18 protein-coding genes and 1 tRNA gene are annotated in these 19,060 nt (G+C 62.5%); 13 read left to right on the forward strand and 6 right to left on the reverse strand.

Features of this window, described 5'->3' with window-relative positions; all coding sequences use genetic code 11:
• Positions 1-24: 24 nt before the first annotated feature.
• Both ACBR42_RS04565 and ACBR42_RS04570 read left to right on the forward strand, forming a co-directional pair.
• Positions 25-537, forward strand: coding sequence for a hypothetical protein (locus ACBR42_RS04565; protein ID WP_371207370.1), 513 nt, complete (start codon positions 25-27; stop codon positions 535-537).
• Between the two features lie 45 nt (positions 538-582).
• Positions 583-1,998 carry a sugar porter family MFS transporter gene (locus ACBR42_RS04570; RefSeq protein ID WP_102324984.1) on the forward strand — a complete coding sequence of 472 codons (1,416 nt, stop codon included), beginning with the start codon at positions 583-585 and terminating at the stop codon, positions 1,996-1,998.
• Positions 1,999-2,040: 42 nt separating this feature from the next.
• On the opposite strand, the gene ACBR42_RS04575 is transcribed toward ACBR42_RS04570, so the two are convergent.
• The 4 genes from ACBR42_RS04575 to trpB all read right to left on the reverse strand — a co-directional run bounded on the left by ACBR42_RS04575 (position 2,041) and on the right by trpB (position 6,371).
• Positions 2,041-3,363, reverse strand: coding sequence for a folylpolyglutamate synthase/dihydrofolate synthase family protein (locus tag ACBR42_RS04575; protein WP_371207371.1), 1,323 nt, complete (start codon positions 3,361-3,363; stop codon positions 2,041-2,043).
• Positions 3,364-3,382: 19 nt separating this feature from the next.
• Positions 3,383-4,249 carry an acetyl-CoA carboxylase, carboxyltransferase subunit beta gene (gene accD / locus ACBR42_RS04580; RefSeq protein WP_102324986.1) on the reverse strand — a complete coding sequence of 289 codons (867 nt, stop codon included), beginning with the start codon at positions 4,247-4,249 and terminating at the stop codon, positions 3,383-3,385.
• 71 nt (positions 4,250-4,320) lie between these two features.
• Complete coding sequence (gene trpA / locus ACBR42_RS04585; RefSeq protein WP_371207373.1) at positions 4,321-5,145, reverse strand: tryptophan synthase subunit alpha; 825 nt, start codon at positions 5,143-5,145, stop codon at positions 4,321-4,323.
• On the reverse strand, positions 5,142-6,371 hold the full coding sequence (trpB, locus tag ACBR42_RS04590) for a tryptophan synthase subunit beta (protein ID WP_371207374.1): 1,230 nt from the start codon (positions 6,369-6,371) through the stop codon (positions 5,142-5,144). Before trpB ends, trpA begins: the two co-directional genes overlap by 4 nt.
• A gap of 196 nt (positions 6,372-6,567) precedes the next feature.
• Between trpB and ACBR42_RS04595 the strand changes: the two genes are divergently transcribed.
• Both ACBR42_RS04595 and rho read left to right on the forward strand, forming a co-directional pair.
• A complete protein-coding gene (locus ACBR42_RS04595) occupies positions 6,568-7,536 on the forward strand; it encodes a magnesium transporter CorA family protein (RefSeq protein WP_102324989.1) in 969 nt (322 codons plus the stop codon).
• Between the two features lie 461 nt (positions 7,537-7,997).
• A complete protein-coding gene (rho, locus tag ACBR42_RS04600; protein WP_102324990.1) occupies positions 7,998-9,308 on the forward strand; it encodes a transcription termination factor Rho in 1,311 nt (436 codons plus the stop codon).
• Between the two features lie 85 nt (positions 9,309-9,393).
• On the opposite strand, the gene ACBR42_RS04605 is transcribed toward rho, so the two are convergent.
• On the reverse strand, positions 9,394-10,365 hold the full coding sequence (locus ACBR42_RS04605) for a quinone oxidoreductase (protein WP_118962649.1): 972 nt from the start codon (positions 10,363-10,365) through the stop codon (positions 9,394-9,396).
• A gap of 34 nt (positions 10,366-10,399) precedes the next feature.
• The gene (locus tag ACBR42_RS04610; RefSeq protein WP_102324992.1) at positions 10,400-10,852 is read right to left on the reverse strand and encodes a methylated-DNA--[protein]-cysteine S-methyltransferase; all 453 of its coding nucleotides are present in this window, start codon (positions 10,850-10,852) and stop codon (positions 10,400-10,402) included.
• A gap of 99 nt (positions 10,853-10,951) precedes the next feature.
• Here ACBR42_RS04610 and mnmE point away from each other — a divergent pair, with 99 nt between their 5' ends.
• The 9 genes from mnmE to rsmD all read left to right on the forward strand — a co-directional run bounded on the left by mnmE (position 10,952) and on the right by rsmD (position 18,906).
• Complete coding sequence (gene mnmE / locus ACBR42_RS04615) at positions 10,952-12,259, forward strand: tRNA uridine-5-carboxymethylaminomethyl(34) synthesis GTPase MnmE (RefSeq protein ID WP_371207436.1); 1,308 nt, start codon at positions 10,952-10,954, stop codon at positions 12,257-12,259.
• Between the two features lie 12 nt (positions 12,260-12,271).
• The gene (gene mnmG / locus ACBR42_RS04620) at positions 12,272-14,143 is read left to right on the forward strand and encodes a tRNA uridine-5-carboxymethylaminomethyl(34) synthesis enzyme MnmG (RefSeq protein ID WP_371207375.1); all 1,872 of its coding nucleotides are present in this window, start codon (positions 12,272-12,274) and stop codon (positions 14,141-14,143) included.
• A gap of 26 nt (positions 14,144-14,169) precedes the next feature.
• Positions 14,170-14,769 carry a 16S rRNA (guanine(527)-N(7))-methyltransferase RsmG gene (gene rsmG / locus ACBR42_RS04625; RefSeq protein WP_282758039.1) on the forward strand — a complete coding sequence of 200 codons (600 nt, stop codon included), beginning with the start codon at positions 14,170-14,172 and terminating at the stop codon, positions 14,767-14,769.
• A complete protein-coding gene (locus tag ACBR42_RS04630) occupies positions 14,762-15,586 on the forward strand; it encodes a ParA family protein (protein ID WP_110546808.1) in 825 nt (274 codons plus the stop codon). The genes rsmG and ACBR42_RS04630 overlap by 8 nt, the downstream gene beginning before the upstream one ends.
• On the forward strand, positions 15,586-16,488 hold the full coding sequence (locus ACBR42_RS04635; protein WP_102324996.1) for a ParB/RepB/Spo0J family partition protein: 903 nt from the start codon (positions 15,586-15,588) through the stop codon (positions 16,486-16,488). Before ACBR42_RS04630 ends, ACBR42_RS04635 begins: the two co-directional genes overlap by 1 nt.
• Positions 16,489-16,571: 83 nt before the next feature.
• A tRNA-Lys gene (locus ACBR42_RS04640) sits at positions 16,572-16,647 on the forward strand.
• A 170-nt stretch (positions 16,648-16,817) separates the two neighbouring features.
• Complete coding sequence (locus ACBR42_RS04645) at positions 16,818-17,558, forward strand: gamma-glutamyl-gamma-aminobutyrate hydrolase family protein (protein ID WP_371207376.1); 741 nt, start codon at positions 16,818-16,820, stop codon at positions 17,556-17,558.
• The gene (locus tag ACBR42_RS04650) at positions 17,555-18,331 is read left to right on the forward strand and encodes a pseudouridine synthase (RefSeq protein ID WP_102324998.1); all 777 of its coding nucleotides are present in this window, start codon (positions 17,555-17,557) and stop codon (positions 18,329-18,331) included. Before ACBR42_RS04645 ends, ACBR42_RS04650 begins: the two co-directional genes overlap by 4 nt.
• A complete protein-coding gene (rsmD, locus tag ACBR42_RS04655; protein WP_132305245.1) occupies positions 18,331-18,906 on the forward strand; it encodes a 16S rRNA (guanine(966)-N(2))-methyltransferase RsmD in 576 nt (191 codons plus the stop codon). The genes ACBR42_RS04650 and rsmD overlap by 1 nt, the downstream gene beginning before the upstream one ends.
• The last annotated feature ends 154 nt before the right edge of the window (positions 18,907-19,060 follow it).

Genomic DNA, 19,060 nt, shown 5'->3' on the forward strand with positions numbered 1-19,060 from the left:
ATGGCGCAACGGCGAAAAGGCGGGATGGCTGAACTGCCGTTTGCGCCCATGCCGCGCAAACGCCGGCAGCGCAGGCCCCCTCCGTCCCTTCCGGCTTCCCCAACCATAGGTCCGTCCATACCCCAGTCCGACCTGTTCACCGGTGCCCGTACCGCCACACGGCACGTGCTGACCTATCTTGATACGGTCAGCCTCGGGCTGGGGATCGTGAACATGCGCAGCCTGCGTGGCGATGACGGGCCGGATGGCTATCTGTACCATGTGACGACCCGGACGGAGCTGGAAACGATACAGGCCCGGGGCACGGTCCTGTTCTCGGCCCGCGCGCCGCTGGTGCTGACGGAACGCAATGGCGTGCCCGCATGGCTTGCGGACATGATGGACATCACGGAACCCGATGGCGGGCAGGGGGAAGTGCCGGTCATTTTCCGCGTGAAACGCTTTGCCATCGATGGCCTGGTGGAAAATGATCCTGACCGGACACGGCGCTATGGTGTATCGTTCTATCTCCTGACCGGCGTGGCCGGGCAGGACTGAACATAATTTCCGGCAACAATAAAAATCATTACAGGACCGGCCCCCATGGGAAATCCATCCGAGACAACTGGATCTGATTCCACGCGACTGCGTACTCTTATTATCGGCTGCCTCGCCGCGCTGGCGGGGCTTATGGCGGGACTGGATATCGGCGTCATATCTGGTGCGCTGGACCTGCTGGCGCGGACTTTTCATGCCTCTACCCTGCAGCAGGAATGGATTGTCAGTTCCATGATGGCAGGCGCCGCCATAGGCTCGCTGTGCGGCGGGTGGATGTCGCACCAGATCGGGCGCAAGCATGCGCTGCTGGTCGGTGCGCTGGTATTCGTGGCGGGATCGCTGGCCTGCGCGCTGGCATGGTCGATTCCGTCCATGATCGTGGGGCGGCTGGTCATGGGGCTGGCCATCGGGGTGGCGGCCTTTACCGCGCCCCTCTACCTGTCCGAGATCGCAAGCGAGCAGGCGCGTGGCGCCATGATCTCGACCTACCAGCTCATGATCACGGCTGGCATTTTCATAGCCTTTCTCAGCAACACCATGTTCAGCTATTCCGGCAACTGGCGCGGCATGTTCGCGGTTGCCGCCGTGCCCGGCGTGCTGTTCCTGATTGGTGTGCTGTTCCTGCCCTACAGCCCGCGCTGGCTCATGATGCGGGGCCGCCGCAGCGAAGCGCTACAGGTGCTTGAAGACCTGCGTGATGACCATAGCGTCGCCATGCAGGAAATACAGAATATCAGCCGCCAGCTTCAGATGAAGCAGCGTGGCTGGAGCCTGCTGCGCCATAACGGCAATTTCCGCCGTTCCATCTTTCTGGGCATGGCGTTGCAGGTCATGCAGCAGCTCGCCGGGGTGAACGTGGTCATGTACTACGCGCCCAAGATCTTCGCGCTGGCGGGCTATGTAGGGCCTGCGCAGCTATGGTGTACGGCCATGGTGGGGCTGGTGAACATGCTGGCCACGTTCATCGCCATTGGCCTGGTCGATCGCTGGGGGCGCAAGCCGATCCTGTATACCGGCTTCGTTATCATGGCGATCGGGATGGGTTTCCTCGGGCTCATGCTGAATCGTCCCGTTCTGGGACAGACGGAACAGATCATCTCGGTCTTCATGCTGCTGATCTACATTTCCGGCTTCGCCATGTCCGCCGGGCCGCTGATGTGGGTCCTGTGTTCGGAGGTGCAGCCGCTGCAGGGACGTGACCTTGGCATTTCCATTTCCACCCTGACGAACTGGGTCGCCAACATGATCGTGGGGGCCAGCTTCCTGTCGCTGCTGCAATGGATGGGCAATGGCCCGACCTTCTGGCTGTTTGCCGGGCTCAACCTGTTTTTCGTGCTGGTGACATGGCGCTTCGTTCCCGAAACACGCGACATGTCGCTTGAAAAGATCGAACAGCGCCTGATGGCGGGCCTGCCGCTGCGTGAAATCGGGCAGGGCGATCCGCTGCCCGACTCCCGGTAATATCTGTCCGGCAGCCTGCACCGCAGGCTGCCGGGGTGCCTGTCAGCCTGCCTGCCAGCCATCCTGCTGCAGGGCGACACCCGCCAGATACAGGCTGCCGCATATGATGACGCGCGCGGGTGGTGCGTCCGGCGGTGCGGTACGGGTCAGGCTGGCCAGTGCTTCGCGCAATGTGGGGCCTGCCGTCGCCTTGCCGTTCGATGCCGCGATGATGTCGGCCACAGGCTGCGCCAGATGCTGGTCTTTTTCCGCCACGGCCTGCACGCTGGCCGCGCGGGTCAGGAGCGGGGCAAGAAAGCCGGTCGCATCCTTGGTCTGTTTCATGCCAATGACCAGATGGGTGGGCCGGTCAGGCCACGCATCCATCACCTGTGCCAGCACTTCGCCCGCGCCGGGGTTATGCCCGCCATCCAGCCACAGTTCCCAGCCTGTCGGCAGCATGGCGGCAAGCTGGCCGTCCAGTCGCTGCATGCGCGCGGGCCAGCGCGCATGCGCAATGCCGCCCCATGCCTGCTGCGGCAGGGGCAGGTCACTGGCGCGTAGGGTCGCCAGCGCCAGTCCTGCATTGTCGATCTGGTGGGCGCCACGCAGGCCGGGCAGGGGCAGGTCCAGCGTGCCGCGCGCATCGCGGTAGAGCAGGCCGGACCCATCCGCAGTGGCTTCCACGGACCATTCATGGTCGCGCCGCCAGAGCGGGGCTGCGTTTTCACGTGCCGTGCTGATCAGGACATCCATGACTTCGGAGGGCTGGCGGCCCGTGGCGACAGGCACGCCGGGTTTGATGATTCCCGCCTTTTCGCCCGCGATGGCGGCGAGCGTGTCGCCCAGAAACGCCTCATGATCCATGGAGATGGCGGTAATCGCGCATGCTGCGGGCTGCCGCAGCACGTTGGTGGCGTCACAACGCCCGCCCAGTCCCACTTCCACAATGGTCAGGTCCGCCGGGTGGCGCGCGCACAGCACGAAGCCTGCTGCCGTCAGGACCTCGAACACCGTAATCGGCGCACCGTCATTGACCCGTTCTATCTCTTCCAGAACCGCGGTCAGTTCGATTTCGCCTACGATTTCATCCGCGATGCGGAAGCGTTCGGTCACATGGACCAGATGGGGCGATGTCAGGACATGGACCCGCCATCCGCCCGCTTCGGCAATGGCGCGCATGAGGGCGCAGGTGCTGCCCTTGCCATTGGTGCCGGCCACATGGACCACCGGTGGCAGGTGCCGCTCCGGATGGCCGAGGCGCGCCAGCAGCGTTTCCAGCCGTGTCAGGGACAGGTCGATCAGGGCCGGATACAGGCGGTTCAGCCGTTCGAGTATCTGCCCCGCCCGACCGACGAATTCGGGCCCGAGGGTCCGTGCGCTCATGCTGGTATCCTGCCCGGGTTCAGGCGGCGGGACGGGCGATATGGCGGAAGTTGAGCTGCCCGATCAACTGCGCCAGAACGGTCCGCAGGTCGGCGCGCTTCACCACCATGTCGAGCATGCCGTGATCGAGCAGGTATTCCGCGCGCTGGAAGCCTTCTGGCAGCTTTTCGCGCACGGTATCCTCGATCACGCGCTGGCCCGCGAAGCCGATCAGCGCATTGGGTTCGGCAATCTGGACATCGCCCAGCATGGCGAAGGATGCGGAAACGCCGCCCGTGGTCGGGTTGGTCAGTACCACCAGATAGGGCAGACCCGCTTCCTTGAGCATTTCCACCGCGACCGTGGTACGCGGCATCTGCATGAGGCTGATCATGCCTTCCTGCATGCGTGCGCCGCCCGACGCGGTAAAGACGATCAGGGGGGACTGCTGGAGGATGGCCAGACGGGCTGCGGCAAGAAAGGCCTCGCCCAATGCCGCACCCATCGTCCCGGCGATGAACTCGAACGCCATCACGGCCACGACCGCGTTCTGGCCACCGATCAGGCCATGGGCGACCACCATGGATTCATCAAGGTGGGATTTGGCGCGTTCATCCTTCAGGCGGTCCGTATAACGCTTGCGATCACGGAAGGAGAGGGGGTCCACAGGCACCTTGGGCAGTTCGATACGGGTATATTCGCCGTTATCGAATGTCCATTCCAGCCGTTCGGCCACGCTGGCGCGCATGTGGTGGCCACAGTGCGGGCACACGTTCAGCGCCTTGTGCAGGTCCTTGGTCAGGATCATCTGCTCGCACGATTCGCAGTTGGTCCACAGGTTGTCCGGCACTTCCCGCTTGAGCAGGCCACGGATCTTGGGACGGACGTATTCGGTCAGCCAGCTCATATTGCCTCTCCCTCAGATAGTCTGGGCGCCTGTTCAATACAGGCAGATGAACGATTGGGCCAGATTGTCATTTATTTCCGCACGTCATGCACCGCATCCGCCAGCGCGCGCAACTGTTCCAGTACCGCGGGCACGGTGCGGCTGGTGGCCTGTCCTGCCGCGTCCAGCGTGCCTTCAAGCGTGTTGAGCAGGGCGGAGGCCACAACGGCGGCATCCGCCACGCGCACGGCGTTTGCCGCAAGTTCGGGTGTGCGGATGCCAAAGCCGATGGCGATGGGCAGGTCGGTCGCCCGGCGCAGGCGGGGCAGGGCCTGCGCCAGTTCATCGGTGCTGGCGGTGCGCGTGCCGGTCACGCCGGTAATGCTGACGTAATAGACGAAGCCGGATGCGCCGCTGAACACGACGGGCAGGCGTTCATCGGGCGTGGTGGGGGCGACCAGCCGGATGATGTCCAGCCCGGCCTGTGCCGCGGGCGCGCCGAGCAGGTCGGCTTCTTCCGGCGGCAGGTCAACCACGATCAGCCCGTCCACGCCCGCCTTCTTCGCATCCACGCAGAAGCGTTCCGGCCCGTACGCCTCGATCGGGTTGGCATAGCCCATCAGGATGATCGGGGTTTCGTCATCATCCGCGCGGAAGGCCGCGATCATTTCCAGCACGCGCTTCATGGTGGAGCCACCCTTCAGCCCGCGCAGGGCGGCCTGCTGGATGGTCGGGCCATCGGCAGACGGATCGGAGAAGGGAACGCCAACCTCGATCAGGTCGGCGCCCGCCGCGGGCATGCCGCGCAGGATGGCCAGCGCGGTATCGTAATCCGGGTCACAGGCTTCCACATACGGGATCAGGGCGCCACGGCCCTGCTGACGCAGGGTGGCGAAGCGGCGGGCGATGCGGCTCACAGTTTCACTCCCAGATGTTCGGCAACGGTGAAGATGTCCTTGTCCCCCCGCCCGGAAATGTTGACCACGAGGATTTTGTCCTTCGTCATATCTGGCGCGATCTTGGCGGCGTAGGCGATGGCATGTGCACTTTCCAGTGCCGGGATGATGCCCTCGGTACGGGTACAGAGCTGGAAGGCGTCCAGCGCCTCCTGATCGGTGGCGCCCACGTAATCCGCGCGTCCGATGTCATTGAGCCATGAATGTTCGGGGCCGACACCGGGGTAATCCAGTCCGGCGCTGATGGAATGGGCTTCCGTGATCTGGCCGTCCCCATCCTGCAGCAGATAGGTGCGGTTGCCATGCAGCACGCCCGGCTTGCCCCGTTCGATGGATGCGGCAGTGCGCCCGCTGTCCAGGCCGCAGCCCGCGGCTTCCACGCCGATCAGCCTGACGTCAGGATCATCAAGGAAGGGATGGAAGATCCCCATGGCGTTGGAACCGCCCCCGATGGCCGCAACGATCGCATCGGGCAGGCGGCCTTCGGCGGCCATGATCTGTTCTTTGGTTTCCACGCCGATGATGGACTGGAAATCACGCACCATCTGCGGATAGGGGTGCGGCCCCGCGACCGTGCCGACAAGGAAATAGGTATCATGCACGTTGGTCACCCAGTCGCGCATGGCCTCGTTCATCGCATCCTTCAGCGTGCCCGCACCGGCAGTGACGGGCACGACCTCGGCCCCCAGCAGGCGCATGCGGAACACATTGGGCTTCTGCCGCTCGACATCGGTGGCGCCCATGTAGATCGCGCATTTCATGCCGAACAGCGCGCATACGGTGGCGGTGGCCACACCGTGCTGGCCTGCGCCGGTTTCGGCTACGATGCGGGTGCGGCCCATGCGGCGGGCCAGCAGGATCTGCCCCATGACGTTGTTGAGCTTGTGGGAACCGGTGTGGTTCAGTTCCTCACGCTTCATGTAGATTTTCGCGCCGCCCAGTGCGTCGGTCATGCGGCGGGCGAACCACAGCGGGCTGGGACGGCCTACGTAATCTTTCAGGTAGTAATCCAGTTCGCGCCGGAATTCGGGGTCCGCCTGCGCGGCCGTGTAGGCGGCGTCCAGTTCCAGCAGCAGCGGCATCAGGGTTTCGGCGACGAAACGACCGCCAAAAATTCCAAAACGCCCGCGGCCGTCGGGACCGCTGCGCAGGCTGTTGGCGCCTGCCTGTGTATCTGTTGCGCTCAACTTCGCTACTCCGCAGGAAATTAGGTGCGTGGCTCTGTAGTCGTGAATGCAGCCGTCCCGGGCCGCGTATCTGGCGGTTCTGGACCGGATGGCGACAAAATACCAGCCCCCACGGCGTGCGGGCGACATGTCATGATTTGACATGTTTGCTGCCGCATGATGGATGGACACCGTCGGAACCTAAGAAAGACAGCCCATGTTTCTAGCGCATCGCCCCGGCAGCCCGGCCCAGACCGTGACCACGCCAGCCGACGGGACGGGAGCCGCGTGGCTGGACCTGCTCAATCCCACCGAGGAGGAGGAAGCCCTTGCCGCCCAGGTGACCGGCCTGCGCATTCCCACCCGCGCCCAGCTTGATGAGATCGAGAGTTCATCGCGCCTGTTCATGGAAGGGGACGCCGTCTATCTGTCGACCCCGCTGGTGCGCAAGACGCCCGATGACTTTTTTGTTTCCCCCGTGGGCTTCGTGCTCATGAAGGACCGGCTGCTGACCATCCGCTATACCGGGTTCAGCGCGTTTGACGTGGTGGCCCGGCAGGTGGCGAACCAGAGCACGGCGCTGGGCGCAAACGAGGCGGGCATACTGCTGCTGGAAGCGATCGTTGACCGGCTGGCGGATATTCTGGAGCATCTTGGCCAGGCGCTCGATGGCATGTCGCGTGATGTGTTCCAGTCCGAGGAACCGGGGCAGGCGCAGGCGGGCACCCTGCTGCGCAACATGCTGCGCCGGGTGGGCCGGTCGGGGGATCTGGGATCGTCCGTGCGTGACAGCCTGCTGGGGCTGGAGCGTATTTCGATCTTTCTGGGCGAAAACAAGCGCCATGACCTGTCCGACCGGTTGCAGGCGCGGCTGGGCACGGTGGAACGCGATATCCGTTCCCTGAATGATTTCGTGTCACAGACCGCCAACAAGGTGCAGTTCCTGCTGGATGCGACGCTGGGTTTCATCAGCATCGAGCAGAATAACGGCATGAAGATACTGACCGTGGTCAGCTTCATCGGTGTCGCCCCGACACTGGTGGCTGGTATTTACGGCATGAATTTTCACGACATACCGGAACTGAACTGGAAATACGGTTACTGGTATTCGCTGGGACTGATGGCGGCGACCGTCATACTGCCCCTGTTGTGGTTCTGGCGGCGTGGCTGGCTGGGGAAACAGTAATATCAAGTAATGGTGGCAACGCGGATGCCGGAATGTGTGCCGATTCGGCTGTTCCGGTAGTATAAACCCGGCATCTGCCATTCCGCTACTGGTGGCAGGGTCTTCCATGTCCCGCCACGTCGGATTGCCATGGTAACTGAAATTGTATCAGGTCATTGAAAAGTAACGTTTTGTCAGGGGATGGTAGCCGGATGCCATTTCCCTTTCGTCACGGGCTGCCCCCGCGGGTCCATTCGTGCCGTATGCAGGCCGGACTTGACGGGAAGGGAACCATGGGCTTATGATCGGGTTGTTCCACACGGCATATCCTGCCTGTCCGGAATCCCCGCCTTAATCAGTCAAGCAGCATCAACCGTTTCGTCAGAATATGGTCAAGGCTCAGCGCCCGGCGCGTCCCTTGTCAACTGATCGCTGGCTTCTGTTTTCCCTTCGTGAACTGCCCACTTATAGGCATATCCTGCATGCAACTCGCCGAACTCAAGGCCAAATCCCCAGCAGACCTTCTGGCTTATGCTGAAAGTCTGAACATTGAAAACGCATCATCTCTTCGCAAGCAGGAGCTGATGTTCACGATCCTCAAGACGCTGGCCGACAACGATCAGGCCATCTATGGGGACGGCACGCTTGAAATCCTGTCTGACGGATTTGGTTTCCTCCGCTCGCCAGAGGCCAATTACCTGCCCGGACCGGATGATATCTACATTTCCCCCAGCCAGGTCCGGCGTTTCGGCCTGCGCACCGGTGATACGGTTGAAGGCCAGATCCGCGCGCCGCGTGATGGTGAGCGGTATTTCGCCCTGCTCAAGGTCAATGCGATCAATTTCGAACCGCCCGAGGCGGTGCGCCAGCGGATCAATTTCGATAACCTGACGCCGCTTTATCCCGAACGCCGCCTGCAGATGGAAGTCGAGAACTCGACTGTAGGCGGTGCGGCTGAGCCCCCCGTCAATGGCAAGGGGAAGGGCAAGACCCCGAACCGCGATTTCACGTCCCGCGTGATCGATCTGGTCTCCCCCATCGGCATGGGTCAGCGCGCGCTGATCGTCGCCCCGCCGCGTACCGGTAAAACCGTGATGCTGCAGAGCATCGCGTCCTCCATCGCCGCGAACCATCCCGAAGTCTTCCTGATCGTGCTGCTGATTGACGAGCGGCCGGAAGAAGTGACGGATATGGCGCGTTCCGTGCGGGGCGAAGTCGTTTCCTCCACCTTTGACGAACCTGCGACCCGGCATGTGCAGGTGACGGAAATGGTGCTGGAAAAGGCCAAGCGTCTGGTCGAGCACAAGCGCGATGTCGTGATCCTGCTGGATTCGATCACGCGTCTGGCCCGCGCGTACAACACCGTTGTGCCTTCATCGGGCAAGGTGCTGACGGGTGGTGTGGATGCCAATGCGCTCCAGCGTCCCAAGCGCTTCTTCGGTGCGGCCCGTAACATTGAGGAAGGGGGATCGCTGACCATTATCGCAACCGCCCTGATCGATACCGGCAGCCGTATGGATGAAGTCATCTTTGAAGAGTTCAAGGGCACCGGTAACTCGGAACTGATCCTTGACCGCAAGCTGGCTGACAAGCGCACATTCCCCGCCATCGACATCACCAAGAGCGGTACCCGTAAGGAAGAACTGCTGGTGGATCGTGCCGATCTGGCCAAGATGTGGGTGCTGCGTCGTATCCTTGCCCCGATGGGCACGATGGATGCGATGGACTTCCTGCTGGACAAGCTGAAATACAGCAAGAGCAATCACGATTTCTTCGATGCGATGAATACCTGATCATCGCGCGATTGCGAAAAATGCAGAAAACCCCGGCTGAAAGGCCGGGGTTTTTTATTGTCCTATCCTGTTTTCAAACAACCTGTCAGGGGATCAGGATTGTGCTGCCGGTGGTTTTGCGGGATTCCAGCGCAATATGCGCCTGTGCGGCATCGCGCAGGGGGAAACGCTGTCCGATATGGGGTTTGATTACGCCTTTTTTCACCAGTGAAAACATCTCCCTCGCCGCATGGAGCAGGGCAGGACGCCGCGCGATATAGGTCATGAGCAGGGGACGGGTCAGGTACAGGCTGCCATGGGCTGCCAGCGTACCCACGTCTACGCCGGTGACGGCGCCCGACGCGTTGCCATAACTGACCATCAACCCGCGCGGTGCCAGACAGGACAGGCTGGTTTCAAACGTGGCCTTGCCGATGCTGTCATAAACCACGGGCAGCATGCGGCCCGCAGTCAGGTCGCTGACCCGTTCCTTAAGCCGGTCCGTGCCGATAATGACATCCGTTGCACCATTGGCCTGCGCCAGTTGCGCCTTCTCCTCCGTGGAGACGACACCGATGACGCGCGCGCCCAGATGCCGTGCCCACTGGCACATGAGCAGCCCCACGCCCCCTGCGGCGGCGTAGACCAGTATGTCATCGCCGGGCTGCACGCGATAAACCTCACGCAGCAGCATGTGCACGCTCAGTCCGCGCAGCATGATGGCAGCCGCCGTGCTGGTTGCGATGTCATCGGGCAGGGTAACAACCTTATCCGCTGCGATCGTGCGGAACGTGGCATAGGCGCCCGGTGTGGCGGGGTAGGCGACGCGCATACCCGGCGAGAGATCTTCCACTCCGGGGCCAACCGCTGTTACGGTGCCAGCACCTTCCATGCCCGGGATGCCGGGCAGGGAGGGGAATTTGTACAGTCCGCTGCGGAAATAGGTATCGATGAAATTGACACCGATGGCTTCCTGCCGCAGTACGATTTCACCGGCGGCCGGGGTAGGAACGGGCTGTGTTTCCACTGCCAGCACATCCGGGCCTCCGTATTCGTGGACGCGGATAACGGTATTCATGGCGGACCTTCCGTTATTATTGCACGGTCATTCTTTATCTTGATGAGGCAGGAAGTGTTTCAAGGTCCTGCAGGAACTGCCGGTCGCGTGCGCCTTCATCGCCGGGATAGGTTTCAGGGTCGTAGTCCGCACAATCCGTGAAATCGATGCGATGGCAGGGGATCAGGATGGGAATGGGATTTTCAGTGCAGGCGCTCAGGATGCTTTCGGGTGTTACTCCGGCCTGACGTGCCGCTTCCTGCCAGTGAACCTGCTGGCCTGCGGGAATGGTGCGGATGAACTTCCATGCGGCAAGCTGTTCGTCCGTGCCATAAGGGGCCAGTGGCAGATCGCATAGCGAAAGTTCGCCGTCGAAATACGCATCCAGCCAGGCGCGGGCGGCTAGCAGGACCGGTGTTTCCTCCTGATCGCGACCCCAGCCCCAGTCCAGGGCGACAATCTGCTCGTCTTCCGCCGAGACGGTCAGGGGGGCCAGTGGCGAGTGCATTGAAAGTTGTGGCATGAGTCACCTTGATCAGGACAAAGAGGTGAACGATAACGCCGTTCCCGGGACGGACAAAATGATGATGCGATGACGGAGATGTTTATGCAGGAACGTGATGGACATCCGCCGGTCATTTTTGCGCTGGCCAGCGGGCTGTCCCGTGCCGCCATTGCGGTGATGCGCCTGAGCGGGGCGGGAACGGGCAGGATTGTCGAAAGCCTGACCGGACGGTTGCCTGCGCCGCGCCGGGCTTCGTTGCGGGGGCTGTGGCGGCGCGATGGGGCGGAACCTGTCCTGCTGGACCGGGCGCTGGTGCTCTGGTTTCCTGGACCCGACAGCTATACGGGTGAAGACAGTGCCGAACTGCACCTGCATGCGGGGCCTGCGGTTATCAATGCCGTTGCCGATACGCTGGTGGCCCTCGGTGCCCGCCCGGCGGAACCGGGGGAATTCACCCGCCGGGCCTTTGCCCATGGGCGGATGGATCTTATGCAGGCGGAAGGCATAGCCGACCTGATTGATGCCGAAACCGAAGCCCAGCGCCAGCAGGCGCTGGCGCAGGTTGATGGGGCGCAGAGCCAGTTGTACCAGAAATGGGCAGACAGGCTGCGTACGTTCCTTGCGCATCAGGAAGCACTGATCGACTTCCCCGATGAAGAACTGCCACCGGAAGTTGAACGGGGGTTGCTGGACGGAATGCGTGTATTGCATGACACCATGCAGACCTATCTGGCCGAAGGGGCGGGGGCCGAGCGGCTACGGCGTGGACTGGTCTTTGCGATTGTGGGGGAACCCAATGTTGGCAAATCCAGCCTGCTGAATGCGCTGGCGGGGCGGGATGCCGCAATCGTTTCCTCCCGTGCGGGGACCACCCGCGACGCGATCGAGGTGCGTATGGTGCTGGGTGATGTGCCGGTAACGCTGGTCGATACCGCCGGACTGCGTGAAACGGATGATGAGATCGAGGCTGAAGGGGTCCGGCGTTCACTGTTTCACGTGAAACAGGCTGACTGTGTGGTGCAGGTTTTTACCGGTGATGTGGTACCCGCACCGGTGGAAGGGAATAGCCTGCTGGTATGTAACAAGACAGACCTGTATCATGCGCCTGAAGGCACGATTGGCATCAGTGTACTCACCCATTCCGGCATGGATGTGTTAAGGACCGTTCTGGCCGACAGGGCGCGCGCGCTGACATCGGGCCGGGCTGCTGCACCTTTTACCCGCGCGCGTCATCGTGCGGCGCTGGAGGAAACGGTGCATCATATCGGGCGGGCGCTTGATATGAACTGGCCGGAAATGCGTGGGGAAGAAATGCGGCTGGCCATGCGGGCGCTGGGCCGCCTGACGGGGGCCGTGGATGTGGAAGCCCTTCTGGATACGGTGTTTGGCCAGTTCTGTATTGGCAAGTAGGAGCAAGACTGGATGAATCGCGCATATGATGTGATCGTCGTCGGTGGGGGGCATGCGGGATGTGAAGCCGCCGCTGCCGCTGCACGTACGGGCGCACGCACCATGCTGCTGACGCATCGGCGCGAGACCATTGGCATCATGTCCTGCAATCCGGCCATAGGCGGGATCGGCAAGGGACATCTGGTGCGCGAGATCGATGCGCTGGATGGGCTGATGGGCATTGCCGCCGATCGGGCCGGGATTCATTTCAAACTTCTCAACCGGTCCAAGGGGGCGGCCGTGCATGGCCCCCGTGCGCAGGCAGACCGGACACTGTACCGGCAGGCCATACAGGATCTGCTGGCCGCGACCGATGGACTTGATATTGTCGAAGGGGCAGCGGCCGACCTGCTGACGGATGCGCAGGGACAGGTTGAAGGTATCATCTGCGAGGACGGGCGCAGCTTTTCATCCGGTGCCGTCGTGCTGGCGACCGGCACGTTCCTGCGGGGCACCATCCATGTCGGGCACGACAGCCAGCCTGCGGGGCGGGTAGGAGATCGTCCCGCCAATGCGCTGGGCACGCGGCTGGAGGCGCTTGGGCTGCGGATGGGACGGCTCAAGACGGGAACGCCTGCGCGTATCGCGCGTGACAGCATCGACTGGGACAGTCTGCCTGAAGACCGTGGGGATGCGGTGCCCGAACCATTCAGCCGCATGACGGATGGTATCGCCAATCCCATGGTGTCCTGTCGGATCACGGCCACTACGCCGCGCACGCATGAGATCATACGCGAAAACCTTCAGCTTTCGGCCCTGTATGGCGGGGCGATATCGGGGCGTGGGCCACGCTACTGCCCCTCGATCGAAGATAAGGTCGTACGCTTTGCCCAGCGCGAATCCCACCAGATCTTCCTGGAGCCGGAAGGGCTGCCAGGCAATCCGGAGGGAAATCTGGTCTATCCCAACGGTATTTCCACCAGCCTGCCCGAACATGTACAGCTTGAAATGCTGCGCAGTATTCCGGGGCTGGAAAACTGCCGCATCGTCCGGCCGGGCTACGCAGTGGAATATGATTATGTGGACCCGCGCGAACTGGCCCCCACACTGGAACTGAAAAACATGCCCGGTCTGTTTCTGGCGGGTCAGATCAATGGCACCACTGGTTATGAGGAAGCTGGCGCGCAGGGCCTGATCGCGGGTGTGAACGCCGCCCGGCATGCGGCGGGGCAGGCGGGTGTTACCCTCGATCGTGGCGATGCCTATATCGGTGTGATGATTGACGACCTGACAACGCAGGGCGTGTCCGAACCCTACCGCATGTTCACATCCCGCGCGGAATATCGCCTGACCCTGCGCGCGGATAATGCGGACCTGCGCCTGACGCCGCGCGGGTTGGAATGGGGATGCGTCGGGACGGCGCGTGCTGTCCGTTTTCAGTCCGATTGCACCGCGATTGATGTGGCGACCACCCGGGCCCGCAATGAAACTTATGGCACCGATGTCCTGCGCAAGGCAGGTGTGAATGTCTCGGCAGACGGGCGGGCACGTTCGCTTCTGGATGTGCTGGCGACGGATGCGTCACCTGAAACGATTGTGGGGATTGCACCGTGGTTTGCCGAATTATCCCCCCGCGTAGCCCAGCATCTGACGACGGAAGCCCGCTATAGCGGTTACATCTCCCGTCAGGACCGCGAGATCCGCCAGTTGGCTACCGAAGGAAAAATCACCCTGCCGACTGATCTCGATTATGGTCGGGTTGGTGGCCTGAGTACGGAAATGCAGGAACGGCTTGCACGGGTGCGGCCCGTAACATTTGGGGCGGCGCAGCGTATTCCGGGAATCACGCCTTCCGCCCTTGTCGCGTTGCTTGCACATATCCGCCAGAAGCAGGTGATGGCATGAGCGGCCCGGCTGCCCTTGCGCCCGATATGGCCGATGTTTCACGTGAAACACGCGACCGGCTGGAAAAATATGCGGATATCCTGCTGCGCTGGAACCAGCGTATCAATCTGGTTTCCCCACATGACCTGCCGCATTTGTGGTCGCGGCATATAGCCGATAGTCTGCAGCTTGCCGGACAGATACCGCCCGGCGGTACAAGGCTTGTGGATATGGGGTCGGGCGGCGGTTTTCCGGGACTGGTGATCGCGTGCGCTACGGATGCGCAGGTTACCCTTATTGAGTCGGACCAGCGCAAGGCCGCCTTCCTGCGCGAAGCCGCACGGGTGGCGGGCGTGCAGGTGAGTGTCTGCGCCCGGCGTCTGGAGGTGGCGGATGTGCCCCCCGCGCAGGTGGTGACAGCCCGCGCCCTTGCCCCGCTGTCGCGCCTGCTGGAATGGGGCGCGCGCTTCCTTCAGCCCGATGGGTTCTGCCTGTTTTTGAAAGGACGGAATGCCGAAGCGGAATTGACGACAGCCCGTGCCGGTTGGCACATGGCGACAACCCGGATTCCAAGCCGTACAGATACGGATGGTGTGATTCTAAAATTGAGCGATATCAGGCGTGTCAGAGACCATAACAATGAATGAGACGGGAAGTCAGACAGCATCTTCCCCCCGCATTATCGCGCTGGCCAACCAGAAGGGCGGCGTTGGCAAGACAACGACAGCCATCAACCTGGCTGCGGCCCTGGCAACTTCCGGGCTGAAGGTTCTGCTGGTTGACATGGACCCGCAGGGCAATGCCTCCACCGGCCTTGGGGTGGGGTATGATGCCCGGCGCAGCGGCACCTATGCCATGCTGGAAGATGGCGCGCGCGCCACGGCTGTGGTGCAGGCCAGCGAGCTGCCCGGCCTGTCCCTGATCGCGGCGGATACGGAACTGGCTGCGGCCGAACTGGAACTGGTCATGGCCGACCGGCGCGAATATCGCCTGCGCGATGCACTGGCCCAGATCGGCGCGGATTATGATGCCATCCTGATTGATTGCCCGCCCAGCCTTGGCCTGCTTACACTGAATGCCCTTGTGGCGGCGCAGTCCGTGATCGTGCCGCTGCAATGTGAATTCTTTGCGCTGGAAGGGATCAGCCAGTTGGTGCGCACCGTCAACAGCGTGCGGCAGTCGCTCAACCCGGCGCTGAAGCTCGATGGTATCGTGCTGACCATGTATGACCGGCGCAACAACCTGTCCGAACTGGTGGCCGATGATGCGCGCAGCTTCTTCGGTGATAAGGTGATGGACACGCTGATCCCCCGCAATATCCGCATCTCCGAAGCACAGAGCCACGGCCAGCCGGTCATGAATTATGACAGCCGTTCGTCGGGTAGTCAGGCCTATCAGGCTCTGGCGGCCGAAGTATCGGACCGTCTGGCCCTGCGCGGGACACGAAAAGGGAAAGCACGCTGATGAAAACCAGGAAGGATGCGGCCCGTCCCCGTCTTGGGCGGGGGCTGGCGGCGCTGCTGGGCGAACAGGTCAACATGCTTCCTGCCGCCCCTGCGGTCGAAGGGCGCAGGAGCGGTGGTGAGATCATTTCCAGCCTGCCGGTGGACGTGCTGGAACCCAGCCCCTTCCAGCCGCGTCAGCAGATGGAACCCGGCGCACTGGATGAACTGGCCAGTTCCATCCGCGTGCGCGGTGTGCTGCAACCCATTCTGGTACGCCCCCATCCGCAGCGTAATGGTGTCTACCAGATCATCGCGGGTGAACGTCGCTGGCGTGCCTCCCAGATTGCGGGACTGCATGACGTGCCGGTTCATATCCGCGCACTGGACGATGGCGATGCGATGGCCGCGGCGCTGGTAGAAAATCTCCAGCGCGCGGACCTCAATGCCATCGAGGAAGCGGAGGGCCTTCAGCGGCTGCTGGATGATTACGAGCTGACGCAGGATGAACTGGCCAGCGCCATTGGCAAGTCGCGTCCACATGTGGCGAATATGGTGCGCCTGCTCCAGTTGCCGCCACCCGTGCGCGACGCGGTGCGGCATCGGGGGCTGTCGGCAGGGCATGCCCGTGCCCTTCTGGCGCATGCCGATCCGGTTGCCGCCCTGAAGGTTGTGCTGGGGCAGGGGCTGAATGTCCGCCAGACGGAAGCTCTGGCCAAACAGCATGAACGCAAGGCAGCCGCCACGCGGGAGAAGGCGGAAAAAAGCGCCCGTAATCCCGAAATCACGTCGCTGGAGCGCGAGCTTACGGCCCGGCTTGGGGTAAAGGTCCAGATCACGTTTGATGGCAAGGGGGGCAGCATAAAAATCGATTACCGTTCGCTGGAACAGTTCGATGGCCTGCTGCGTCTCCTGCAACAGTAGAAAATTCAAAAAAATTCAAAAACCCCCTTGTCAGGCAGTAAGATAGGCTGCTAGAAGCCCTCTCACCCAAGCGGTAACCCTGTGGGCGCATAGCTCAGTTGGTAGAGCAGCTGACTCTTAATCAGCGGGTCCAAGGTTCGAGCCCTTGTGCGCCCACCATAGGGTTTAATAAGGTTACAGAAGTCCCCATCAAGGCTCCGCCGATGGGGATTTTTTGTGTCATGTCCGCGCGGTCGTCCGCTTTGCGGCACGGTTCTGGTCAGGCGGCAGGGGAAGGGCAGCATGGCATACCCATTCCCTTCTGCCCCATATTCATCTAGGCAGACGGGATGAACGCCCACCGTCCCCTGATTGGTGTCACACTGGACAGCGAACAGCCATCCGCTGATGGACAGCCCGGCTATTCGCGCTTTCCATGGTACGCCATCCGCCAGAATTATATGGATATGATCGCCGAATGCGGCGGACTGCCGGTTGCCCTCGCGCATGATCCTGATCTGGCGACGGCACTGGTCGCACGGCTGGACGGGCTGGTCGTGACCGGTGGCGCCTTTGACGTGCCCCCCGATCTGTACGGGGCGGCGGACCAGCATGCTACGGTCCAGACAAAGCCACGGCGTACCCTGGCGGAAACGGCGCTGGTCCATGCCGCACTGGCGCGTGGCATACCGGTGCTGGGCATATGTGGTGGCATGCAGTTGCTTGGCGTGCTGCTGGGCTGCACGCTGGTGCAGCATATTCCCGATACCTATCCCGCTGCACTGCCGCATGAGCAGTCTAATCCCCGCAATCAGCCGGGGCATGATGTCGCCATCGTGGCAGGCACACGTCTGGCCCGGCTGGTGGGTCAGGACAGGTTGCCGGTCAATTCCGCGCATCATCAGGCCGTGGCGGATGCGGGGCGGGGGGTTATTTGTGCTACGGCCCCCGATGGAGTGGTGGAGGCGATTGAACTGCCCGACCATCCATTCTGTATCGGGGTGCAGTGGCATCCTGAATTTGGCATATCGACAGGAGACCGTCTCCTGTTCGAAGGGTTGATCGACGCTGCGAGGCAGACAGGAACATGACACAGGATAATTCCACGCCATCCGCAACCGCGCGCGGCGACCGTATCGCCAAATGGCTGGCCCGTTCCGGCGTGGCCAGCCGGCGTGATGCGGAACGCATGATTGCCGAGGGCAGGGTGCGCCTGAACGGTGCGGTCGTGACCCACCCCGCCACCTTTGTCGATGCCGCCGATATCGTGCAGGTGGACCAGAACGTGGTCAGCGCTCCCGACCGTACTCGGCTGTGGCGCTATCACAAGCCCGACGGGCTGGTCACCACGCATCGCGACCCGGAAGACCGTCCCACCGTGTTCGATTCCCTGCCGCCGGGTCTGCCGCGCGTCATCAGTGTCGGGCGTCTCGACCTGAACAGCGAGGGACTGCTGCTGCTGACCAATGACGGTGAACTGGCCCGCAGGCTGGAACTGCCCAGCAATGGCTGGATACGGCATTACCGTGTGCGTGTTTTTGGCGTGGTGGACGAACGCATGCTGGCCTCCCTTGCAAAGGGGAGTGAGTTCGAGGGCGTGCGCTACGGTCCGATCGAAGCGCATCTGGATTCCAGCAGGGGTGACAACGCGTGGCTGACCGTCTCCCTGCGTGAAGGCAAGAACCGCGAAATCCGTAAGGTCATGCGTGGGCTGAACTTGCATGTCAGCCGCCTGATCCGTACCTCTTACGGGCCTTTCCAGCTTGGCACGCTGTCGCGTGGCGAACTGGAGGAAGTGACCGGCAAGGTAATCCGTGAACAGGTTCCCGGCCTTGTGGGCGGCAAGACGTCGCGCCGGGCGTAATGCGGATCATCGCGGGAGAATGCCGGGGCCGCAGCCTGCACGCGCCGCCGGGACAGACAACACGCCCCACGGCTGATCGGGTCAGGCAGGCCCTGTTCGACAGTCTGTCCCACGCGCCTTGGGCGGGAGCGGACATGATCCGGGGTGCGCGCGTGCTGGACGGATTCGCCGGAACGGGCGCGCTGGGGCTGGAAGCCCTGTCACGCGGGGCTGGTGCCGCGATTTTTGTGGAACAGGACCGGGCTGCGCTTCGCGCGCTGCGCGAGAACGTCACGGCATGTGGTATGTCCGGGCGGGCCGTGATCCGCGCGATGGACATGCTGCGCCTGCCGCCCTGCGATCCGGTAGGACCTGTGGATCTGGTTTTCCTTGATCCCCCTTATAACCGTGACCTGCCCGCACGCGCGCTGGCCGTGCTGGAGCGCGGCGGATGGCTGCGGCCCTCGACGCTTATTGTCGTGGAGACTGCGGCGACCGAGTCCCTTCCGGTTGCGGCCGAGCGGCTGTTGCTTGAACGGCGGCACGGGGCTGCGCGGCTGTCCGTGTGGCGGCATGAATCAGGTGCTGCCGCGTAATTCATTGCCGTATTTTATGTAAAGCGGCCTTCTGTCCACGGGGCGGACAGGGTTATAGTTACACCGTTTAGCGGAAATGATGGCATGATGCGCGACGGTCATTTCTCCAGTGCCTCTGGTTCCCGGCGTCCATGTGCGCGGGACTATCTGATCA

Origin of the sequence: Komagataeibacter sp. SM21 (assembly GCF_041402665.1) — a bacterium.
Taxonomy (GTDB): Bacteria; Pseudomonadota; Alphaproteobacteria; order Acetobacterales; family Acetobacteraceae; genus Komagataeibacter; species Komagataeibacter saccharivorans.

What these genes read in the sequence shown, in the direction of transcription:
- ACBR42_RS04610 (WP_102324992.1), bottom strand. Translation starts at nt 10,852, where the DNA reads ATGCACTCGCCACTGGCCCCCCTGACCGTCTCGGCGGAAGACGAGCAG.
- rsmD (WP_132305245.1), top strand. Translation starts at nt 18,331, where the DNA reads ATGCGGATCATCGCGGGAGAATGCCGGGGCCGCAGCCTGCACGCGCCG.
- ACBR42_RS04605 (WP_118962649.1), bottom strand. Translation starts at nt 10,365, where the DNA reads ATGAATACCGTTATCCGCGTCCACGAATACGGAGGCCCGGATGTGCTG.
- ACBR42_RS04565 (WP_371207370.1), top strand. Translation starts at nt 25, where the DNA reads ATGGCTGAACTGCCGTTTGCGCCCATGCCGCGCAAACGCCGGCAGCGC.
- ACBR42_RS04595 (WP_102324989.1), top strand. Translation starts at nt 6,568, where the DNA reads ATGTTTCTAGCGCATCGCCCCGGCAGCCCGGCCCAGACCGTGACCACG.
- mnmE (WP_371207436.1), top strand. Translation starts at nt 10,952, where the DNA reads ATGCAGGAACGTGATGGACATCCGCCGGTCATTTTTGCGCTGGCCAGC.
- rsmG (WP_282758039.1), top strand. Translation starts at nt 14,170, where the DNA reads ATGGCCGATGTTTCACGTGAAACACGCGACCGGCTGGAAAAATATGCG.
- ACBR42_RS04570 (WP_102324984.1), top strand. Translation starts at nt 583, where the DNA reads ATGGGAAATCCATCCGAGACAACTGGATCTGATTCCACGCGACTGCGT.
- ACBR42_RS04575 (WP_371207371.1), bottom strand. Translation starts at nt 3,363, where the DNA reads ATGAGCGCACGGACCCTCGGGCCCGAATTCGTCGGTCGGGCGGGGCAG.
- mnmG (WP_371207375.1), top strand. Translation starts at nt 12,272, where the DNA reads ATGAATCGCGCATATGATGTGATCGTCGTCGGTGGGGGGCATGCGGGA.
- accD (WP_102324986.1), bottom strand. Translation starts at nt 4,249, where the DNA reads ATGAGCTGGCTGACCGAATACGTCCGTCCCAAGATCCGTGGCCTGCTC.
- ACBR42_RS04635 (WP_102324996.1), top strand. Translation starts at nt 15,586, where the DNA reads ATGAAAACCAGGAAGGATGCGGCCCGTCCCCGTCTTGGGCGGGGGCTG.
- rho (WP_102324990.1), top strand. Translation starts at nt 7,998, where the DNA reads ATGCAACTCGCCGAACTCAAGGCCAAATCCCCAGCAGACCTTCTGGCT.
- ACBR42_RS04630 (WP_110546808.1), top strand. Translation starts at nt 14,762, where the DNA reads ATGAATGAGACGGGAAGTCAGACAGCATCTTCCCCCCGCATTATCGCG.
- ACBR42_RS04645 (WP_371207376.1), top strand. Translation starts at nt 16,818, where the DNA reads ATGAACGCCCACCGTCCCCTGATTGGTGTCACACTGGACAGCGAACAG.
- ACBR42_RS04650 (WP_102324998.1), top strand. Translation starts at nt 17,555, where the DNA reads ATGACACAGGATAATTCCACGCCATCCGCAACCGCGCGCGGCGACCGT.